The following is a 17,270-nucleotide window of genomic DNA, read 5'->3' on the forward strand; positions in this document are numbered from 1 at the left end:
TCGAGCAGCTTTTACGACACAGACCTGACGAAGGAAGCATGATGACACGCGACATCATCCACCTATCAAGTTACAATCGCCGGCGGCTGCCGAAAACGGGGAGCACCCTGGTATCGCTGCGCGTGGCGGCGTTGTCGATCTGGCTGGTCTTTCCCTCCGGACACTGGCCGGGCGCCTCCTCGGTCGCTTTCGCCCAGCAGTCCCCGGCCACGCCATCATCGGCGCTGGCCAAAGCCGATGCCGTCATGTCGGACATTACCGCGAATGTTCTGAAGGCCGATGGTGCGACGGACGCCCGGCAGCGCCTCGCATTTCTCGATGCGGCGCATGCTGGCATGACACAGTTGAAATCGTGGGTGGCGGCGGATTCCGTCGAGGCAAAGACTGCATTGAGCAGGCTGGCCTCCGATGGAATAGATGCCGACAGTCTGGTTTCCGCCAGTATCTCCGCATTGCAGGAGCAGATGAAGGGCCGTATCGCGGACCCGGAGCAAAGAACCGAGATGCGTGTGCGGATAATGGAGCTGATCGAGGCCCTTTCTCTGCCGGAATTGCAGGTCGCGGCCTTGGGGGGCTATGCGGCTCTCGTTGCCAAGGGCGACAAGCCGAATGCCATAAGCCTGATGGAGAAGGCGGCCGACCGTGTCGATCTCATCAAGGACGAGACGGCAAAGAACGCGGCGCTGAACACTCTGGCGCAAACGGCGACGATCATCGATCCTCAAATGTCCTCTGTCCTTGCCGACAAGGCGATTTCGCGCATGTGGCCGACACGCATGCGTGGCTATGCCCGCTACGATCTGGCCTTGCGAATTCTTGCGGGCAAGCAGATCGACGGTAAACCGGTCAGCGGCGCTGCCACGGATGCCATTGTGGCGCAGAGCGCCGGCGCCCTCAAGAAAGACGATCTGGAGTCGGCATTGTTGTGGGCGCTGGCGATCAATCCGGAAGATTCCGAAGCGCGTAAAAAGGCAATCGACAATGTAGCGGATCTGGCCGTCAGCGAAGGCAAGCTGGAATGGATGCCAGTGCTGGCCACCAGCCTTGCGGACAACAGCGATCAGGAAGATCTGATCGAGAAGATCGTCAAGCAGCGTATCGAGGCCGGGCGTGGGCTGGATGCAGCAAAGTTGGCAGAATATTTGCCGGAAAGCGCGTTGCGCGCCGAGCTTGATTTCACGCTGGCAACCGTGTTCGCCAAAAACGATCTGACGAAGATGGCCGATGCTTCTTATGCCAATGGAAACGCCGTTCTTGCCGGCCTGTCCGACCCTGAGCGGGGAGTGGCGGTAGTGGCGGCGGCCGAGAGCGCCATCAGCCTGCAGCGACTGGATGATGCCTTGGCGCTGGTGCAGGAATTGCGCGCGGCCAAGGACGGCGGCAACACGATTGCCAATCTTGCCAAAAGCCTGGCAGATGCCGACAGGGTGAAGGACGCAGAGACGCTGCTGCCCTTTCTCCAGGGCGGCAATGACCGCGACAAGGCTGTTGCCGGGATCGCCCGCGTGAAGGCGCGGGAAGGTGATATTGCGGCGGCCCAGAGTGCACTCGAAATCATCGCCAATAGCCGTGACAGGGGACGCGTACAGTCCGAACTGGCGCGTACGCTCGCCAAAAAGGGCGAGACGGATGATGCGAAGTCAGTCGCCCTTTCCATTCAGGACACGGAATTCCGGATAGAGGCGTTGCTGCGGCTGGCTTCGGTTGCCAATGACAGCAAGGGTAACGGTGATTTCGATGCGCTGGTCGGCGAAGCGGTGAAAGTTGCAGCCGGTGAGGACAAAAAAGATAGCCGCGACAAGGGGTATCTGAAGATCGTCGAAGTGCTGACCGACGCGCGCAAGACCGATGCAGCCAAGCAACTGATTGATCGTATTGCCGACGAGAAGATCAAGGCGCGGGCCGCCAGCATGATTGGAAAACGTGCTGCGCTGGATGGCTTCGGCGGTGAGGCATTGACTTATCTCGCGTCATTTTCCGGTGCAGCGGACGATGAGACGCTCAAGGCCGACGTTCTGGTTGCGGCTGCGGCAAATCCGGCGATGCTCAAATTCGCATCGGTTCAGGCGAGGACCCTGAAGGATCACATGTTGCGTGTCCGCACGGCGCGTGCCATCGCGGAAGCCAATTTCCGGTCTCTCGATGTGCGTAATCTCGGTTGGGGCAAAGGAAGCCCGGTCGATTACCTGGCCATGCAACAGGCACCGAAGCTTCAGGCTGCGGCAGAAGCAACACCCGCTGCCGCCTTCAGCGATGGCAGGCTGACACTTGCCCGGCAGGAAGGCAGGATGAGCCTTCCCGAGACCTACACCTATTCCGACATTTCCGTGCGTGCCGGCATGGTGCGGGAGAATGTGCCCTTGCCGCAGCCCGGTCATGCTGCCGTTACGCTTGCCAATCTCAGTCCCTATAGCGACAAATTCATGGAGGATCTCGCTGCGGGCAATACGGGGCTGTCTTTCGCGGCTGAAGCGCAGGGCATTCCTTATCCGCGCATCATCGTTATCCAGAGCGGCGTCTACACTCTTGGCAGTCTGGCAAGTGAACTGGATGCTGGCGACGGTTTTCCGTTGGTAACGCGCGAAAACGATGTCGTGACGCTGCGCGCGCCGGTTCTGGTGGCGGAGGGCGCGACGTTGATCCTTTCCGGACAGGAGGCGGCCACCTATCGTCTTTCTGCGACGGCCGGCAGTTTCATTTCCGTGGCTGGAACGCTTTACGTCCAGGATACGACCGTCACATCCTGGGACGAGGTGACCGGGACGCCGCGTTACTCGGATAAAGAAAAGCGTCATGTTTTCCGGCCCTATATCATCGGCTGGAGCAATTCACGGCTGATGATCGGTGGCTCCGTGCTGGACGCGCTGGGTTACGCGGCACCCAAGTCCTTCGGCCTGGCCTTTTCTGCCGGTCCCAAGACCGTGGCGCAGCGGATAAGTGGCGCGCGTGCGCCTACGGGGATCGTTGTCGACAATTTCTTCCACAATTTCGAATATGGATTCTACTCCTATGAGGCCGACGATGTCAGTCTCGTGGGCAACGAATATCGCGACAACGTGCTCTACGCGATCGACCCGCACGATCGCTCCCATCGGCTGCTGATTGCCCTCAACACTGCCTATGACACCAAGGCCAAACACGGCATCATCGTCTCGCGTGAGGTGAATTTTTCCTGGATCGTCGGCAATGTATCCCACACCAATGCCGGCTCGGGCTTCATGATCGACCGCAACAGCGTCGACAATTTCATCTATGCCAATGTCGCCTTCGACAACAATCAGGATGGCCTGACCCTCTTTGAGAGCAGCTGCAATCTGGCTGTCGGCAACCGGTTCTTCGACAACAAGCGTGCGGGCATCAAGATTCGCAACAGTTGGGACGTTGGCGTTCATGAGAATATTCTGGAAAACAACGCTCAGGATGCGATCCACGGCTATATAAGTAACTTGCGAGCATCTCCTGCTAACGCATTGCGCGATTTCGAGTTTGATCCCTATCTGCCGCTGACGACCTTCGCGGCCAGCGGCAACCGCATCCACGGAAATGGCGGCGGCATCAAGGTTGACGGGACGTCGGGTTTCAGCCTTTCCGGCAACGATTATCTCAATCAGGTCGGCCGGCTGATCGATGGCGATGGTCGGGCGATGGAAGGCCATATGCTGCGCTTCAACGAGCGCGAAAGCGTGTTGATAACCTCGACGGTGTGCCGACCGAAACGCCCGGAAGCCTATAGCTGCCGTTTCCGCGACGCAGGGTTTTTCAATGGCGACGGTCAATCCGCAATCTTCGCGGAAGATGCACTGACCGACACCTGCACGAATGTTTCAAACTCCGTTCAGTACGAGAACTTCAACGGGACGGGAGGCCGAAGCTGATGGCAATGTTTTCCGGGATTCTGGGCCCAAAAATCCCCCTGAGACGCGGTATCCTTGTAGCCTTCGGTGTCTGGTTTTGCACCACCTCTGCCGCAACCGCAGCACCTGCCTATGACGGTCTTTTCGATGTTTCGGCCCGCAAGGCGGCAATCGCGGCCGATACATCGGGACGTCTTCGCAAACAATGCCTTGCGATCAAGGCCGATAGCAAATGGCTTGATCTCGAGGTCGTCGAAGGATTTCGTCCGACCGCCGGTTACGGTAGCGATCGTGCCGGTGCCCAGTTCGCCTGGGCCGTGATGGTACTTTCCGGGCGTGCGCTTGGCGGTGACGCCTCATCGACCACGATGCTGCGTAGCCTTCTGAACACCTGGGCGGATCGAGGCGCCTTCGAAAAAAACGGAGGTCGGGCACGACGCTTATTATGCGCTGAAGCGCGCACTCTTGCCGACCATCACGGCTTTTTCGATCATCCGCGACGAGCTGCCGGACGCGGAACGGTCGAAAATCCAGAAATGGCTCGATCCGCTGGTTCGACGGGTCGACCAAACATTCAACGGTGACGTCGACGTCAACAACCACCGGTATCTGGCCGATAGCGTGCTGATGACATGGGGCGGGATCGTCGGGGATGACGGTCTTTATGAAAAAGGCAGGTCGCGCTTTCTCTCCATTCTCGATGAGGCCCGCGCTAATGGCGGACTACCGCTTGAAACGCGCCGGGGTGCGCGGGCGCTCTGGTATATGCGGCAGTCGCTGACCAGCATGGTGGTGATGGCAGAGGTTGCCCGCGGACACGGCGAAAATCTCTATGTGAAGACATCCGGCGATGCCAGCCCCGTCAAACGGTCGATCTGGACGATTTTTGGTTATTGGCTGAACGGCATCAACGATCCGGTGCTCGTCAATGCCTATGCGGCCGAGAATTACATTCCCGGTCCAAGCCGTGATTATCTTCACCAGGATACGGGCTTTCTCGATAACCGTGGCAATGGTCGCCACTATCTCGCATTCCTTGAAGCTCTGGCGGCGGTTCCTGCCGAGAATATCTCCGTGCAGCGTGCGATTGCGCTGCTGCAAAAGGATGCCGCGACCGAACGACCGTTGATCGATGAATTTGTCGGTGGCAACGCCACCTGTTTCTGGGGGAAGTGATGATGAAGCGTCACCTTTTCACCCTTGCTCTTACGGTCGGATCGACGTTTTTGAACGGCTTTCCAGTATCTGCCGCTGAAGCGCAGGTGGCGGGCAGGCTTATCGAAGCCGCGACCGCGCTTTCGCAGCGCAGCGACGGGCAGGGCATGCTGGATTATGCAAGAGTGCTACGGGCCGGCGTGCCGGTCGATGCGCAAAATCCCTTGCTCGTGTCTGACTTCGGCAAGGCGCGCACAGTCCTCGAAGCCGCGCTGACGATACCCGGCCCGCACCAGTCTGAAGCCAAATTGACGCTGGCGAAGATGCTGCTTGCCGGAGAGGGCGGTTCATTCGATATCAATCGCGCCTTGTCGCTCCTGGAAGAGGCTGGCCGGGCGGGGGTCGCCGAGGCAGCCTATATTGCCGGGCGAACGATGGTGGAGCGGCAGCTGGGTGCCGCCGATGCGAAGGCCCGGCTGCAACTGGCGCTGAGGCTGGGTTATGGCGGGGCTGCTTTCGAGTTGGCCGGTCTGGCCGGAACGCCTGAGGCCGAAGCACAGTCGATGACCCGCTTCGGCATCGGGCTGCTTGAGCGGCGTGCGGCGTCCGGCGATGGGCGCGCGGCTTACGACCTTGCGACCTACTACCGGGAAAATGCGAATTCCGACGAGGCATTGCACGCGGCACTCAATTGGTATCGGAAAGCCAGCGAGCTCGGGCATAAGCGATCGATCTTCTGGATCGCGCGCCTGCAAATGGATCCCGCGACCGGCCTGTTCAATTCCGCTGAGGCGGCGGATTATCTTAACCGGGCAGCCGAAGCCGGCGATATAGAAGCGGCGCAGGAACTGGTCAAGGACTTTACCGAGAGCGGCGACATCAATGTCGATCAACCGATCTTCGATAAATGGATGCGGCGTCTTGCTGGCATCAAAGATGCCAAGGCCGTGCTCTATTTCTCCGTGCAGCTTCAGAACACGTTGGAAAACCGCAAGAAGCTTTCTGACGATCTGTTCGCCCAGGTCATGAATGGCGAAACGCGCGACGTGGATGCGCTTCTGCGCATCGGCACGATGTTCCGTGATGGCGATGGCGTTATCGCCGATGCGCGAAAAGCTCTGGATATCTATGGGTTGACGCTGGCGCGACAATCCAAGGATGGCACTACCCTTTTAGCACAATTGCTTCTCGAAAAGCCTGAATTGCGAACGGAAGAAAGTCTGACAGCGGCACGCAACGGGCTTGTCGCCACCGCAGCCGCCGGCAGCATCAACGCAATCGTGCTGCGGGGCGATTTCAGTCTTCATGGTATTGGCCAGACGGTCGATATCGACGATGCCATGGCGTGGTATTCGAAAGCGCTTGCGGTGCGGCCGTCGGTTCGCGTGCTGAACAGGCTGGCGGAGGCTGCTCTTCTTTCTTCAGACCCGAAACGAAAAATTTTCGCCGTGGAATGGCTGGAGAAGGCCGAGGCCCTTGGCAGCGATGCGGCGATGCTGAAGCTCGGCAAGCTTTACGCAGAAGGGCAGGTCGTTCCGGTCGATATTGGCAAGGCGACGGAATATCTGGAAAGATCGGCTGCAAGGGGCAGGACGGATGGTCTGATCGAACTTGCAAATCTGCACATGCGCGTCGGCGGCCCGAATGCGTTTGAAAAGGCACATGCGATTTTCCAGAGAGCGGTCGATAGGGGCGATGTCGAGGCATCGGTCGAGATGGCACGCTTTCTGAGGGCAAATGGCCGTCTGGAAGAAGCAGTTCCGCTTCTGGAAACAGCGGCGCGAGCCGGGAGTTTCTCTGCGGCGATCGATCTCTTCGATGTTCTTTCGCTGGAAGATGGAGAGAGCGGCAAGGCGAGGGAGTTTCTGGAACTTGCTGCCAACATTCCCGATCTCTCGTCTGCCGACCGTTTCCTGCTCGCCGGTGCTCTGCTGAAATCAACAGATCCGCTGTTGAGCCTGCGGGGCGCCAACCTCGCCAGGGAGATGGCAGGTGCGGGATATCCGGGTGCGGCCGCCATGCTGGCTTCAACATATCTCGAAGGAGGGAAAAGCGAACGGAATTTTGGAGAGGCACAGCGTGTTCTCGAAGAAGGGATCGCCAATGGCGACGTCGAAGCGACGATCATGATGGCCGATCTTCTCCTTGATGGCGTTCATACACCTGCCGATCCGTCCAAGGCCTTGTCCTATTACGATCGGGCACTTGCAGTGCAGCCGAAAAACCCATCGCTCAACCTGAAACTTGCCCGCATGTATGCCGATGGCGTTGGCGTCGACATCGACAAGAAACGCGCCGCCGACTACCTGCGCACCGCAAGCGACGCTGGCAGCCGTTCGGCGCAGCGCGAACTCGGTCTCGCTTATCTCTGGGGTGCAGGCGTGCCGCAGAGCAGGGAGCTTGCAAAGGAGAATTTACAGGCGGCGGCAGATGCCGGTTTTGATCGTGCATGGCACGATCTCGCGGCGCTGGAAAGCTCCGGTTTCGCCGCGCCTGTCGATCCGGAAGCGGCATTTGCCTTTAATTACAAGGGTGCAAAGCGCGGCGACGCGGCAGCGATGATCGACGTCGGGCTGTCCCTGCTTTCCGGCTTCGGTGTTCCGCATGATGGTGAGGCGGGCATTGGCTGGTTGGAGAAAGCCGCGGCGACACGCACGGAAGAAGGTCCGCTTGCCATGTATCGGCTCTATGAGGCGTACAGGTCGGGGCAAGGCGTCGAACGGGACGCGGACAAGGCGAATGAATGGCTCGCCCGAGCCGCCGCCGCCAACAATCCGTCCGCCATGTTTCAGACGGCGCTCGTCCTTCGCGCAGACAGTTCGCAGGCCCTTCAGGCAGAGGGGCTCCTCTGGCTGAGGCGCGCGCAGGTGCTCAAGCACAATCAGGCCAACAAAATTCTCACGAAGATGGCGGCGGCTGATCCCCATTTCGAGATACCTAAGATGGAGGTGGTCGATGAAAACGAAGAGCCTTGAGGTTTTCCATCTGTGCGGTACAGGTGAGGTGAGCCGGTTTGCCCTCCGCTTCATGAGTGCTCTGTTCGTTTTCGCCGCAACGCCAGCCTTTGCGGGCATGGCCTGCCCGGATATCGGCAACAAAAAATCTGAATTCAATCTGGCCGAAGGGCTCGATGGCGTGTTTTTCCGTACCAATACGGATTTTGAGGAGTTCTTCGTCAGAACGTCGGAAACGATGGCCTCCCTGCGCGCCATTTCCGATGCGTTGCGCGTCAAGGGAACGGAACTTGTTTTCCTGCCGCTGCCGTCCCGCGGCATCGTGCAGCAAGCGAAACTCGATGATAGCGACGAGATCCAGGCGCGCTACAACGCCCCCGTCGCAGAACAGGAGTTCCGTCACTATGTCATGCAGCTGCAAAAGAACGGCATCACGACGGTAGATGTTCTCAAGGCGATTGACGATCATCAGGCAAGGGGCAATTTCTTCTTTGCGCGGGATCATCACTGGACGTCATCCGGCGCCCATCTGGTTGCTTCCGCCGCGGCGGAAACGATGAAGAAGCTCGCTGGATACCCATCCCTGTCTACCTACAATTTCGAGACAAAGGCTGTCGGAAGTCTCGATTACATCGCGCCGATGGGTCACGAAATTCAGGCATTGTGCGGCAGTGCGGTGGAGCCTGAGAAAGAAACGGTCTGGCAGACAACGAGATCGGCAGATGATGCCAGCGATCTTCTGGGAAATGCGGCGGAAACCTCGCCACCGGTTGCTCTTGTCGGCTCCTCCTTCAGCGCTACGCCTGAATTCAACTTTGCGGGATTTCTTGCGCAGGAAACCGGTCTGGACATTACGAACTATGCCGAAAACGGCGCGCAGTTCATCTCATCTCTTGCGACTCTCGTCTTCTCCAAAGGCTTTCACGAAAAGCCGGCCCCGCTGATCATCTGGGAGGCGCCGTCATATTATGCCGTGGACCAGACCATGTTCCAGGCATCGCGCCAACTGCTGGCGGCGGTCTACGGCTCCTGTGAGGGTAATGGCAGTATCGCGAACTCTCAGCCGAAGAAAATTGACGGCGAGACAGTGCTGCTTGCCGCCGGAGAACTCAAGGTGCAGCAATATGGAGAGGCGTATCTGGAGTTCGCTGCCTCCCAGGCTGGCCTGAACCAGATGACTGTCACGGTGCGTTATCGCGATGGCGATGAGGATACGCTGACACTAGGCGGCTTTCCCCGTTTCGTCGATGACGGCACGTTTTACCTGATGCTGAACGACGAGTTTCCGACGCCGATTACGGGCGTCTCCGTCAACGGAAACTTCGGCGACACCACGGTTACCGCACGTCTGTGCCGCGTTCCCGATCAATTCATCAAGAAGCAGGGCTGAAGCAGATGTTTTCGGATGAGATTGCCTTTAAAATAGATCGACGCCGGTTCGTTCGCCTTGTTACCGCTTTTGCGGGTCTGCTGGCGGCAAACCGGTCCGTTTTGGCGGCTGGCGACGATGCCGGCATCTATGATGCGGATGTTCCGAAAGACTGGAGCTTCATCCGTATTGCCGCGACCGATCCGTCGGCCGTTGCAACAGCGACTATTGGCGAGACGCCGTTCAAGGTTTCTGCAGGCGGGATTTCGGACTATGTCGCCAGAGCTCCCGGGGACTACACCCTGCTGGTCAAAGGACAGTCCTCGCCGCTTTCGGTGGGGCAGGGACAATATCTGACGGTTCTCGCGGGCGCGAACACAAAAGAGCCGGTCGTCGTCGCGGATGTATTTACGTCGGACCCGGCGAAATGTGCGCTTGCGCTCTACAACCTCACGACATCGCCGGTTTCACTGACGGCGCTCGCCAAACGCTCGCCCGTCATCAAGGCCGTCGCACCGATGAGTGGCGTCTCCATCGAGGTCAATGCGGTTGCAATCGATCTGAACGTCGAGATTTCAGGGGCGATTGCCAGGACTTTCGAAAAAACGACGCTGAAACGCCGTTCGGTGACGTCCATCTTTGTTCTGGGCAGCGGACCGAACGATATCGTTCTCACATCCGTTTCGGCGAAAGCCTGATCGGGAGCAGAAAGATGAGAGGGATCAGGTACATGACAACATTCAAAAGCTTGGCATCCCTCCTCTCCGGTCGGCGGGAAAAGACGGGGTTTGGCGCCGGCATGTTGTTTGTCGCGCTGGTGTTTGCGGCGCAGCCGGCGCAGGCGCAGACGACCTTGCCGCTGCAGGACGGTCTTATGCCTAGTCCTGATTTCGACTACGCGCCGATCTGCAGGGTCAGGGAACAACAGCGCAATCTCTCCTTCGACTGGAGCAAGTGGGACGGCGGGTCGGTTTCGAGCAATCTGGACGATATGCTGCTGGATGCGCAGGCTTATATCGGCGGAACCGGCAATGCCCCGCGTGACAGGGTGCTTGCGCGCCGCATGCTCGAATATCTGAAAAACGCCAATTATGAACTGGCTGGCCGCGCCTCCCACACATTGGGTCGCCTGATGTTCGACGCTACGTCAGGCTCGCCCGATCTTGGCCGGGGTCTCTCACTCCAGGATGAGGCGATAGCGCGTGGATTCATGGAAGGGGCGACCTTTCTGGGTCGTCTTTATGCCACGGGCGAAGTGGTGCCGCAGGACAAGTTGAAGGGCGAAAAATACCTCAAGATGGGTGCGCAAAACGGTGACCCGGATGCGGCTCTGTTGCTTGCGCGGCTATATCGCAACAATCCGGATCTGGCGCCATCGGAGAATGCGCCTCAGCTTCTTTTCAATCAGGCGATCGACAGACTTAGCCAGTCGCTCGGCGCCGGGGAATGCGACGTTCTCAACCTGTTTTCCGGCATTTATGCCAATGAAGAATTCGGCCTTTATAATCCCCAGCTTTCCGCGAGGTGGCTGATGGCTGCCGCAAAGGCCGGAAATTTCGTTGCGGTCGAACGTCTTTCACAGCGTTACGTGATCGGCGACGGCGTTCCGGTGGATCGCAACAAGGCGGTGGAACTTCTGGAAACCGCTGCTGCGAAAGGACACCCAGGTAGTCGCATTTCGCTGGCTCGCCTGTTGCTGGCAAACCTCGATCTCAAGGATGCACTTCCAAAGGCGACACAGGTGCTTAAACAGGAGGCTCAGCGCGGAAACGTACGCGCTTTGGAACTTCTGGCGCAAATCTCCCATGGAGATTTTGGCGGCAAGCCCAACTATTCCGCCATGGTGGGCTATCTCGAACAGGCCGCGCGCAATCCTGTCGTTGATACGGATATTCTGAAGCAGTTGGGCAGTGCTTATGCCAGCGGCACGGGAACGGCGCGCAACACGGAAAAGGCCGTGGAATATCTGACGCGTGCGGTTGCTCTGGGCTCCGATACGGCCGCTCTCGAGCTTTACCAACTGATGGTCGACAGCACGCACAATATTTCAAAAAGCGTCAATCCGGTTGCGATATTGCGGCGCGCCGCCAATAACGGCCTGAGCGAAGCGATGGCCACACTGGCCGACGCCTATGGCTGCGGTATCGGTGTCGAACGCAACGTGGGTATCGGGCGACGCTGGCAGGAGCGTGCCGCTGCCGCCGGTAACCGTCCCAGCCTGATCGCGGTCGCCAGACAGGCGTTGGCGGAGCAGTCCGGTGATGATGGAAAGCTGATGTATTTCCGCAATATTCGTCGCGCGGCGGCTCTTGGGGACCGGCGGGCTATGGTTCTCCTGTCGCTGGCCTATCGCGACGGCGTCGGCACCGTTGTCGATACCCGTGAGGCCGGCCAATGGTACGAAAAGGCATTGGCGGCGGGTCAGGAACGCGGCCAGGCGCTGGTTCTGCTGGCGCGATTGCAGCTTTCATCTGAAAACGCCGACAAGGCGAACGTGAAGGCGGCGGTCGAACTTCTCAGAGATGGTTTGTCAACCGGCGATACCTCGGTGCGGTATGATCTTGCCAAGCTTTATCTGAAGGGGGCGGCAGGTTTCACGCCTCAACCCGAGGAAGGGGTCAAACTTCTTGTCGAGGCTGCACGTTTGGGTCACACGGCTTCAATGATCCAGCTCGCCGATCTCGGCGTGGACACAAAAACCGGTGGCGGCAGGGCAGCGGATTTGTGGTTGAGGCAGGCCGTGGACGACGGAGATATCCGCGCGATACTGAAAACAGCCGACCGTGCGAGCGACCAGACATCGCGCCGCGCCATGTTCGACATGGCCCTGAAACAACCGCTGTGCAGTGCCAAGGACGAGGTTGCGCTGGCCGATGCCATATCGCGGGATGCCAATTACGCGATACAGACCCGCACCCTGGTTGAACGGGCGATTGCTTCCGAAACGGATGACGCGAGCACACTTTATCAACTCGCAAATTTGCTCAACGACGACAAACGCGGCGTTGCCAACCCCGGACTGGCGCTTGCGACGATGGTCAAGGCTGCGGAGGCGGGCAAGGTGGAAGCGATGCGCGAAGCCGGTCGCATGTACCTCCTGCCGCCCCACGCCGATCCGCGGCAAGCGACGCGGTGGTTGCTTGCTGCGGTTCGCGCCGGAGACGACGGAGCTTTGAAGACGCTCGTCGAGCAGTTGGTGGGCGACGACGCGCCGAAGACATCGACAAATCCGTCAATGGTTGCCGAAGCCGTGCCGGCGCTTGAAGATGCCGCGAAGGCAGGCTCCGGTAATGCCATTCAGGCTTTGGCGCGCGTTCTTTCGACATTGGCCAAAGAGGACGCGGCCTATTCGGAGAAGGCCAGGGTCTGGATGATAAAAGCCGCTGAAACCGGCGACGGCGCTGCCATGGTGACGGTCGCCGACGCTTTTGCGACTGGCACCAGTGGTTTTCCCCTTTCGGCCACTGACAGTACGGGTTGGCTCGCGCGGGCGGCGATCTCCGGTTATCGCCAGGCTTTCGAACCTTACGCCATTGCACTGCAGATTGGTTACGGCATCCCCTCCGATCCGAAAGAAGCGGAACGGTGGCTGGGTAAGGCTGCAACCATCACTCAATAGCAAAACCTCCGTCACGATATTCGGATGGTGGAGAAAGGACCGCTCGATGAAACTTTCAGTCATTTTCACCCTGGTTACGGTTTTGCCGGCAGCGACGATGGTGGCTCAGGCTGCAGGAAAGAGCAGTGTGCCTGTTCCAAAGGTGCGCGCGACGATCACCGTCAGCCCGCAGGCTTTACCGGCAACGCGCTTGCCTTCGCTTGAAGCGGCAAAAAAGCTTCCTGTCGCCAGACAGCTGGAAATCGCGACGGCCGCCCTGAATGAAACCCGCCGCGATCTTCGTAACCCTGACCTCGGTTTTTCCCTTCTGATATCGGCGGCCCCCAGGAGCCGCGAGGCGGTGCGCCTGCTGGCCAAGGGGATCGTCAATAACGATTATTCGTTTGGCGCTAATACCGGCAAGGTCATGAACCTGCTGGCGAAGGAGGCCATGCGCGGGTCTTCCAGCTGCGTCATCGCCTGGGCGCGCATGCAGCTCGGCATCGATGTTCCCAAAAACGATGCCCTTGCCTACAAATGGTACAGGTGGGCAGCGCTGGTGGGCAATCTCCGCGGCATTGAGGAGACCTCGCTTGCCTTGCTGGAAGGGCGCGGCGTCACCCGGGATGTGAACGAAGCGATTGCCTTGCTGGACAAGTTGCAGCCGGCGCGGCGCGGAGCCCGTTATGTCGAAACCGCGTCCCTGCTCATGCAAGGCGCCGACCCGGACGCAACGGCACGCGCCGAGAAGCTCCTGCTCTCGGCGATCGATCTCTCACCCGAGCGAAGCCTTTCCGCTGCCACGAAACTTTCCGACGGGCGGTTCAGCGCGGCGGCACGGGAAAAGGCGCAGGCAGTCATCGCCGCCGCGCCGAAGGGCGGCCCTATTTCAGAGGAAGGCAAGATCGCCCGCGCTTTGTGGAACAGCAACGACCCGGCTGAAATCCGCAAGGGTGTGGACATGTTTGCCGAGGCCGCCAGGGCGGGCGACGAAAAAGCCGTGCCTTTCCTGGCCAAGGCATTGAACCGTTCTGGCGTGCCGGCGACCATGCATGACCGGATTTTGCAGATTCTCGAACCCTATGCCGACCGGGGGGATATGGAGGCCATCCGTGCGGTCTCCGAGGCCTATTTCGTGGGGCGCGGTACGAGCCGGTCGTTCGAAAAGGCAGCCGCCTATCGAAAACTGGCTGCAACGCAGGGGGATAGCGAGGCGCAATACCTGCTTGGTCTGATGTATGCGCAGGCGACCGGCGTCGTCAAGGATATCGGACAGGCCAAATATTGGCTGACCCAATCGGCCGACGGCGGCTACCTTTTGGCGCGATCCGCGCTTATTTCGCTAGACGGCATGGCGAGGTAGATGATGATGGTGTTGCCGGTGTCATCCCTGTTGGAGGTCGCGTTTAAGCGTATCCAGCCTCAGATGGGCGGGGTAGCTGTCTTCACGCGGCGGCTTGATTTGCTGTTTCATGGTCGCCGCCTCGAACAGCGTGGCGTCATCAACACCCCTCAACGCGGCTTTGGCCAGTCTTTCGAGAGATCCGGAGCAAATGTCATCGAGTGGTTGACCGATCTTGCGGAACGTGACGAATGTGCCAGCCAGCGGACGAAAAGCATAGAGATGGTAGTTGCGCGCAAGCGCTCCCCTTTGCATTTCAAGCGGCAAAGTGCCGTCTTCCGTGACCTGGCACACGCCTATCCGGTAAGACTGGCGGGCCCAGTCGATCTTTTTTTGGTCTCCCGTCAGGCTCCCGACTGTGGCAAGGGCAAGTGCTGCCCAATAGCGGTGGTTGTTGCGGGCGCTCCTGGGGCCGGCCTCGACGTCGAAAAACACCATGGTATCGTCTGCCATGATGTTCAGCCAATCCGTTATGGATTTCTGTCTGTCGAGATCGCCTGCAACACCCCAAGCGGCGACAAGACCGGATATTTCTGCAAGCACGCGAGCGCGGGTCAGTTTGGCGTCGGGCGTCGCAGCGTCGATCAGGGCGCGGGAGGTGGCCCATTGATGAAGGACACGCATGGCGCATTCAGCTCCAAAGCGCGTCTCAATGTTTTCCAGCTCACGAATAGAACGCCAGATCGGCTTGAAAACGGCGATATGGGAAGCGTCCTGCCGCTCGCTCTCCATCGCATCTCGCGGAAGATATTTCGAGCTTGTGGCAATTTTTTGCGGCGGTGTTTCGATTTGGGAAGCCGCCACGCCGCAACTCATGCCCGTTTCCTTCTTGCCGTTCGAGATCGTTGCGCTGCCGGATCTTTCCAGTTTCACCTGAACGGTGGGCGTGCGTACAGACGAGGTGTCCGGTTTGAGGATTTGATGTGCGGCTTTACTTGAGCCTGAATCGTTGCCGACGCCCAGCATAGGCAAGCTGAACAGAAAGGAGGCGGAAAAGGCAATCAACGCAAAACGCAACATGGTTCACTTCCCGACAAGGAAAGCGGCCATTGAAGCAGATTCAAGGAAACGTCCGGTTAATGAGGCGGATTGATTGACGCGCCTAAGCAACGGGCGGGTAAATAGTTGCGAATATTATGGAATTTCGGATTTATTTTGTATTCTTCGTTAAATATTTGTTGACTGCTTTGTATATTCATATTTAATGTTTTTGTAATTAATAGCGGAGCCGGCAAGCTCGTATCATTCTTTGTGAACCGTCGGTTTTGCCTTCATATATGTTTATTTGAAATTTTGCCAATTTGGCTGTTTCAATGATGTACACATTTTTGTGCAGTCATATGAATACGTTGTCATGTTTTGTTAGATTTGTGCTGTTTGCTCATTTGCTTTCGGCGAAGCACTTTTGCGATAAAATATAAGTTTTATGTTGCCAGCGGATTCTGCCGAGCCTGGTCCTGCATTGCTTTTGATCGCCTCATTCCTGCTCGGTCCGGTGGCGCGTGTATTCTGAATTTTCAGATTTTTCTCATGGTTATTTAAGTATTTCCTTAGTTGCTTTCAGGGGTTCACATGACCAAAATTGATATTAACGTCAGTGCAATGGGTCTCAGGGTCAGTGTTTTCGGGGCCGGTTATGTCGGCTGCGTGTCAGCCGCCTGTCTGAGCAACGACGGTTTCCGTGTCGTGGCGGTCGATCCGGATAGTTTCAAGGTTTCGTGCCTTGCCCGTGGCGAAGCGCCGATCATTGAACCTGACCTTGCCGAGTTTCTGGAAAAAGCCAACCTCAACGGCATGCTGACCGCGACAACCTCGGCGGATGAAGCGGTCGAAATGACGAATGTGTCGCTCTGCTGCGTGGGTACGCCCAGCCTTCTCGACGGCACACTCAATACCGACTACGTGCGTCAGGTCTCTTTTGAGATCGGCAGAGCCTTGCGCAATAAGAGCGAATTCCACGTTGTCGTCATGCGTTCCACTATCCTGCCCGGCACGATGGAGGAGGTTGTCATACCGGCACTCGAGGAGGCGTCCGGGAAAATCGCCGGAGTGGATTTCGGCGTCGCCTATTATCCCGAATTCCTGCGCGAGAGCTCGGCGATTGCGGACTACTACCGGCCAGGCGCCATCGTTTTCGGTCAGTATGGCGATGATACGCGCTCGATCGACGTTCTTAAGGCAATGGTCGCCCATATTAGCGTCGTTCCACATGTTATTCCGCTGCGGAGCGCCGAGATCGTCAAATATGTCAACAATTGCTGGCATGCGGTAAAAATCAGCTTTGCCAACGAGATTGGCAATCTCTGCAAGGCCAAGGGCATCGACAGCCATGTGGTCATGGATGTCGTGTGCGCGGATACCCGGCTGAATATTTCCAAGGCCTACATGAAACCGGGTTTTGCTTACGGCGGCTCGTGCCTTCCCAAGGATCTGCGGGCTCTGTCCGGCTTCGGACGGCGAATGAACGTTGCGACACCGATGCTTGACGCCGCAAAGGCGGCAAACCTGGTGCAGATCGATCGCGCGAAACAGCTCATCTCCGATGCGCGCAAGGATCGCATCGGCTTCATCGGCATTACGTTCAAGACCGACACCGATGATATGCGCGAAAGCCCGATGCTGAGCCTTGTGGAGAATTTTATCGGCAACGGCAAAGAAGTGTCGATCTTCGATCCAAACGTTGTGAGGGATGAAAGCGAAGGCCGAACCTATCTGCGCCATATTGCGCCACGGGTCCGGCCGTCGATCAACGATGTCATCGACAACGCTGATATTCTGGTGGTCGGCCACAAATATGCGGGTCTGACCGGGGCGATCGAAGCGGCCGGCAGACCGCTTGTGGTGGTGGATCTTGCGCGCGTGGAGGTGCCCAATCGCAGCGGTCACATTGTCTATCACGGACTTTGCTGGTGAGTTGGCGACAGCGCGGGCCGATTTT

10 protein-coding genes are annotated in these 17,270 nt (G+C 58.3%); 9 read left to right on the top strand and 1 reads right to left on the bottom strand.

Translation table 11 applies throughout. From position 1 onward, the window contains the following. Positions 1–38 precede the first annotated feature (38 nt). Genes CFBP5499_RS25125 through CFBP5499_RS25155 form a run of 8 tightly spaced genes read left to right on the top strand, consistent with a single transcriptional unit; the run spans position 39 to position 14,293 of the window. A complete protein-coding gene (locus CFBP5499_RS25125; RefSeq protein ID WP_080827625.1) occupies positions 39–3,875 on the top strand; it encodes a right-handed parallel beta-helix repeat-containing protein in 3,837 nt (1,278 codons plus the stop codon). Then, positions 3,875–4,438 carry a hypothetical protein gene (locus CFBP5499_RS30580; RefSeq protein WP_233284553.1) on the top strand — a complete coding sequence of 188 codons (564 nt, stop codon included), beginning with the start codon at positions 3,875–3,877 and terminating at the stop codon, positions 4,436–4,438. The genes CFBP5499_RS25125 and CFBP5499_RS30580 overlap by 1 nt, the downstream gene beginning before the upstream one ends. Beyond that, positions 4,320–5,030, top strand: a complete 711-nt coding sequence (locus CFBP5499_RS30585; RefSeq protein WP_233284554.1) for an alginate lyase family protein — start codon at positions 4,320–4,322, stop codon at positions 5,028–5,030. The genes CFBP5499_RS30580 and CFBP5499_RS30585 overlap by 119 nt, the downstream gene beginning before the upstream one ends. A 2-nt stretch (positions 5,031–5,032) precedes the next feature. Continuing rightward, on the top strand, positions 5,033–7,984 hold the full coding sequence (locus CFBP5499_RS25135) for a tetratricopeptide repeat protein (RefSeq protein WP_158523283.1): 2,952 nt from the start codon (positions 5,033–5,035) through the stop codon (positions 7,982–7,984). Continuing rightward, complete coding sequence (locus CFBP5499_RS25140; RefSeq protein WP_080827623.1) at positions 7,965–9,353, top strand: alginate O-acetyltransferase; 1,389 nt, start codon at positions 7,965–7,967, stop codon at positions 9,351–9,353. Before CFBP5499_RS25135 ends, CFBP5499_RS25140 begins: the two co-directional genes overlap by 20 nt. A gap of 5 nt (positions 9,354–9,358) precedes the next feature. Next, positions 9,359–10,030, top strand: a complete 672-nt coding sequence (locus CFBP5499_RS25145) for an alginate O-acetyltransferase AlgF (protein WP_080827622.1) — start codon at positions 9,359–9,361, stop codon at positions 10,028–10,030. 32 nt (positions 10,031–10,062) lie between these two features. After that, complete coding sequence (locus CFBP5499_RS25150) at positions 10,063–12,951, top strand: tetratricopeptide repeat protein (RefSeq protein ID WP_080827621.1); 2,889 nt, start codon at positions 10,063–10,065, stop codon at positions 12,949–12,951. 46 nt (positions 12,952–12,997) lie between these two features. After that, positions 12,998–14,293 carry a tetratricopeptide repeat protein gene (locus CFBP5499_RS25155; RefSeq protein WP_080827620.1) on the top strand — a complete coding sequence of 432 codons (1,296 nt, stop codon included), beginning with the start codon at positions 12,998–13,000 and terminating at the stop codon, positions 14,291–14,293. A gap of 21 nt (positions 14,294–14,314) precedes the next feature. Here CFBP5499_RS25155 and CFBP5499_RS25160 read toward each other — a convergent pair whose 3' ends face one another. Next, on the bottom strand, positions 14,315–15,352 hold the full coding sequence (locus tag CFBP5499_RS25160; RefSeq protein WP_080827619.1) for an alginate lyase family protein: 1,038 nt from the start codon (positions 15,350–15,352) through the stop codon (positions 14,315–14,317). 552 nt (positions 15,353–15,904) lie between these two features. Between CFBP5499_RS25160 and CFBP5499_RS25165 the strand changes: the two genes are divergently transcribed. Further along, positions 15,905–17,245, top strand: coding sequence for a nucleotide sugar dehydrogenase (locus CFBP5499_RS25165; protein ID WP_080827618.1), 1,341 nt, complete (start codon positions 15,905–15,907; stop codon positions 17,243–17,245). Positions 17,246–17,270: the final 25 nt, after the last annotated feature.

The sequence above is a fragment of the Agrobacterium tumefaciens genome, from assembly GCF_005221325.1.
In the GTDB taxonomy this organism is placed as follows: Bacteria; Pseudomonadota; Alphaproteobacteria; order Rhizobiales; family Rhizobiaceae; genus Agrobacterium.

What these genes read in the sequence shown, in the direction of transcription:
- CFBP5499_RS25165 (WP_080827618.1), top strand. Translation starts at nt 15,905, where the DNA reads ATGACCAAAATTGATATTAACGTCAGTGCAATGGGTCTCAGGGTCAGT.
- CFBP5499_RS25150 (WP_080827621.1), top strand. Translation starts at nt 10,063, where the DNA reads ATGACAACATTCAAAAGCTTGGCATCCCTCCTCTCCGGTCGGCGGGAA.
- CFBP5499_RS30580 (WP_233284553.1), top strand. Translation starts at nt 3,875, where the DNA reads ATGGCAATGTTTTCCGGGATTCTGGGCCCAAAAATCCCCCTGAGACGC.
- CFBP5499_RS25135 (WP_158523283.1), top strand. Translation starts at nt 5,033, where the DNA reads ATGAAGCGTCACCTTTTCACCCTTGCTCTTACGGTCGGATCGACGTTT.
- CFBP5499_RS25160 (WP_080827619.1), bottom strand. Translation starts at nt 15,352, where the DNA reads ATGTTGCGTTTTGCGTTGATTGCCTTTTCCGCCTCCTTTCTGTTCAGC.
- CFBP5499_RS25125 (WP_080827625.1), top strand. Translation starts at nt 39, where the DNA reads ATGATGACACGCGACATCATCCACCTATCAAGTTACAATCGCCGGCGG.
- CFBP5499_RS25145 (WP_080827622.1), top strand. Translation starts at nt 9,359, where the DNA reads ATGTTTTCGGATGAGATTGCCTTTAAAATAGATCGACGCCGGTTCGTT.
- CFBP5499_RS25140 (WP_080827623.1), top strand. Translation starts at nt 7,965, where the DNA reads ATGAAAACGAAGAGCCTTGAGGTTTTCCATCTGTGCGGTACAGGTGAG.
- CFBP5499_RS25155 (WP_080827620.1), top strand. Translation starts at nt 12,998, where the DNA reads ATGAAACTTTCAGTCATTTTCACCCTGGTTACGGTTTTGCCGGCAGCG.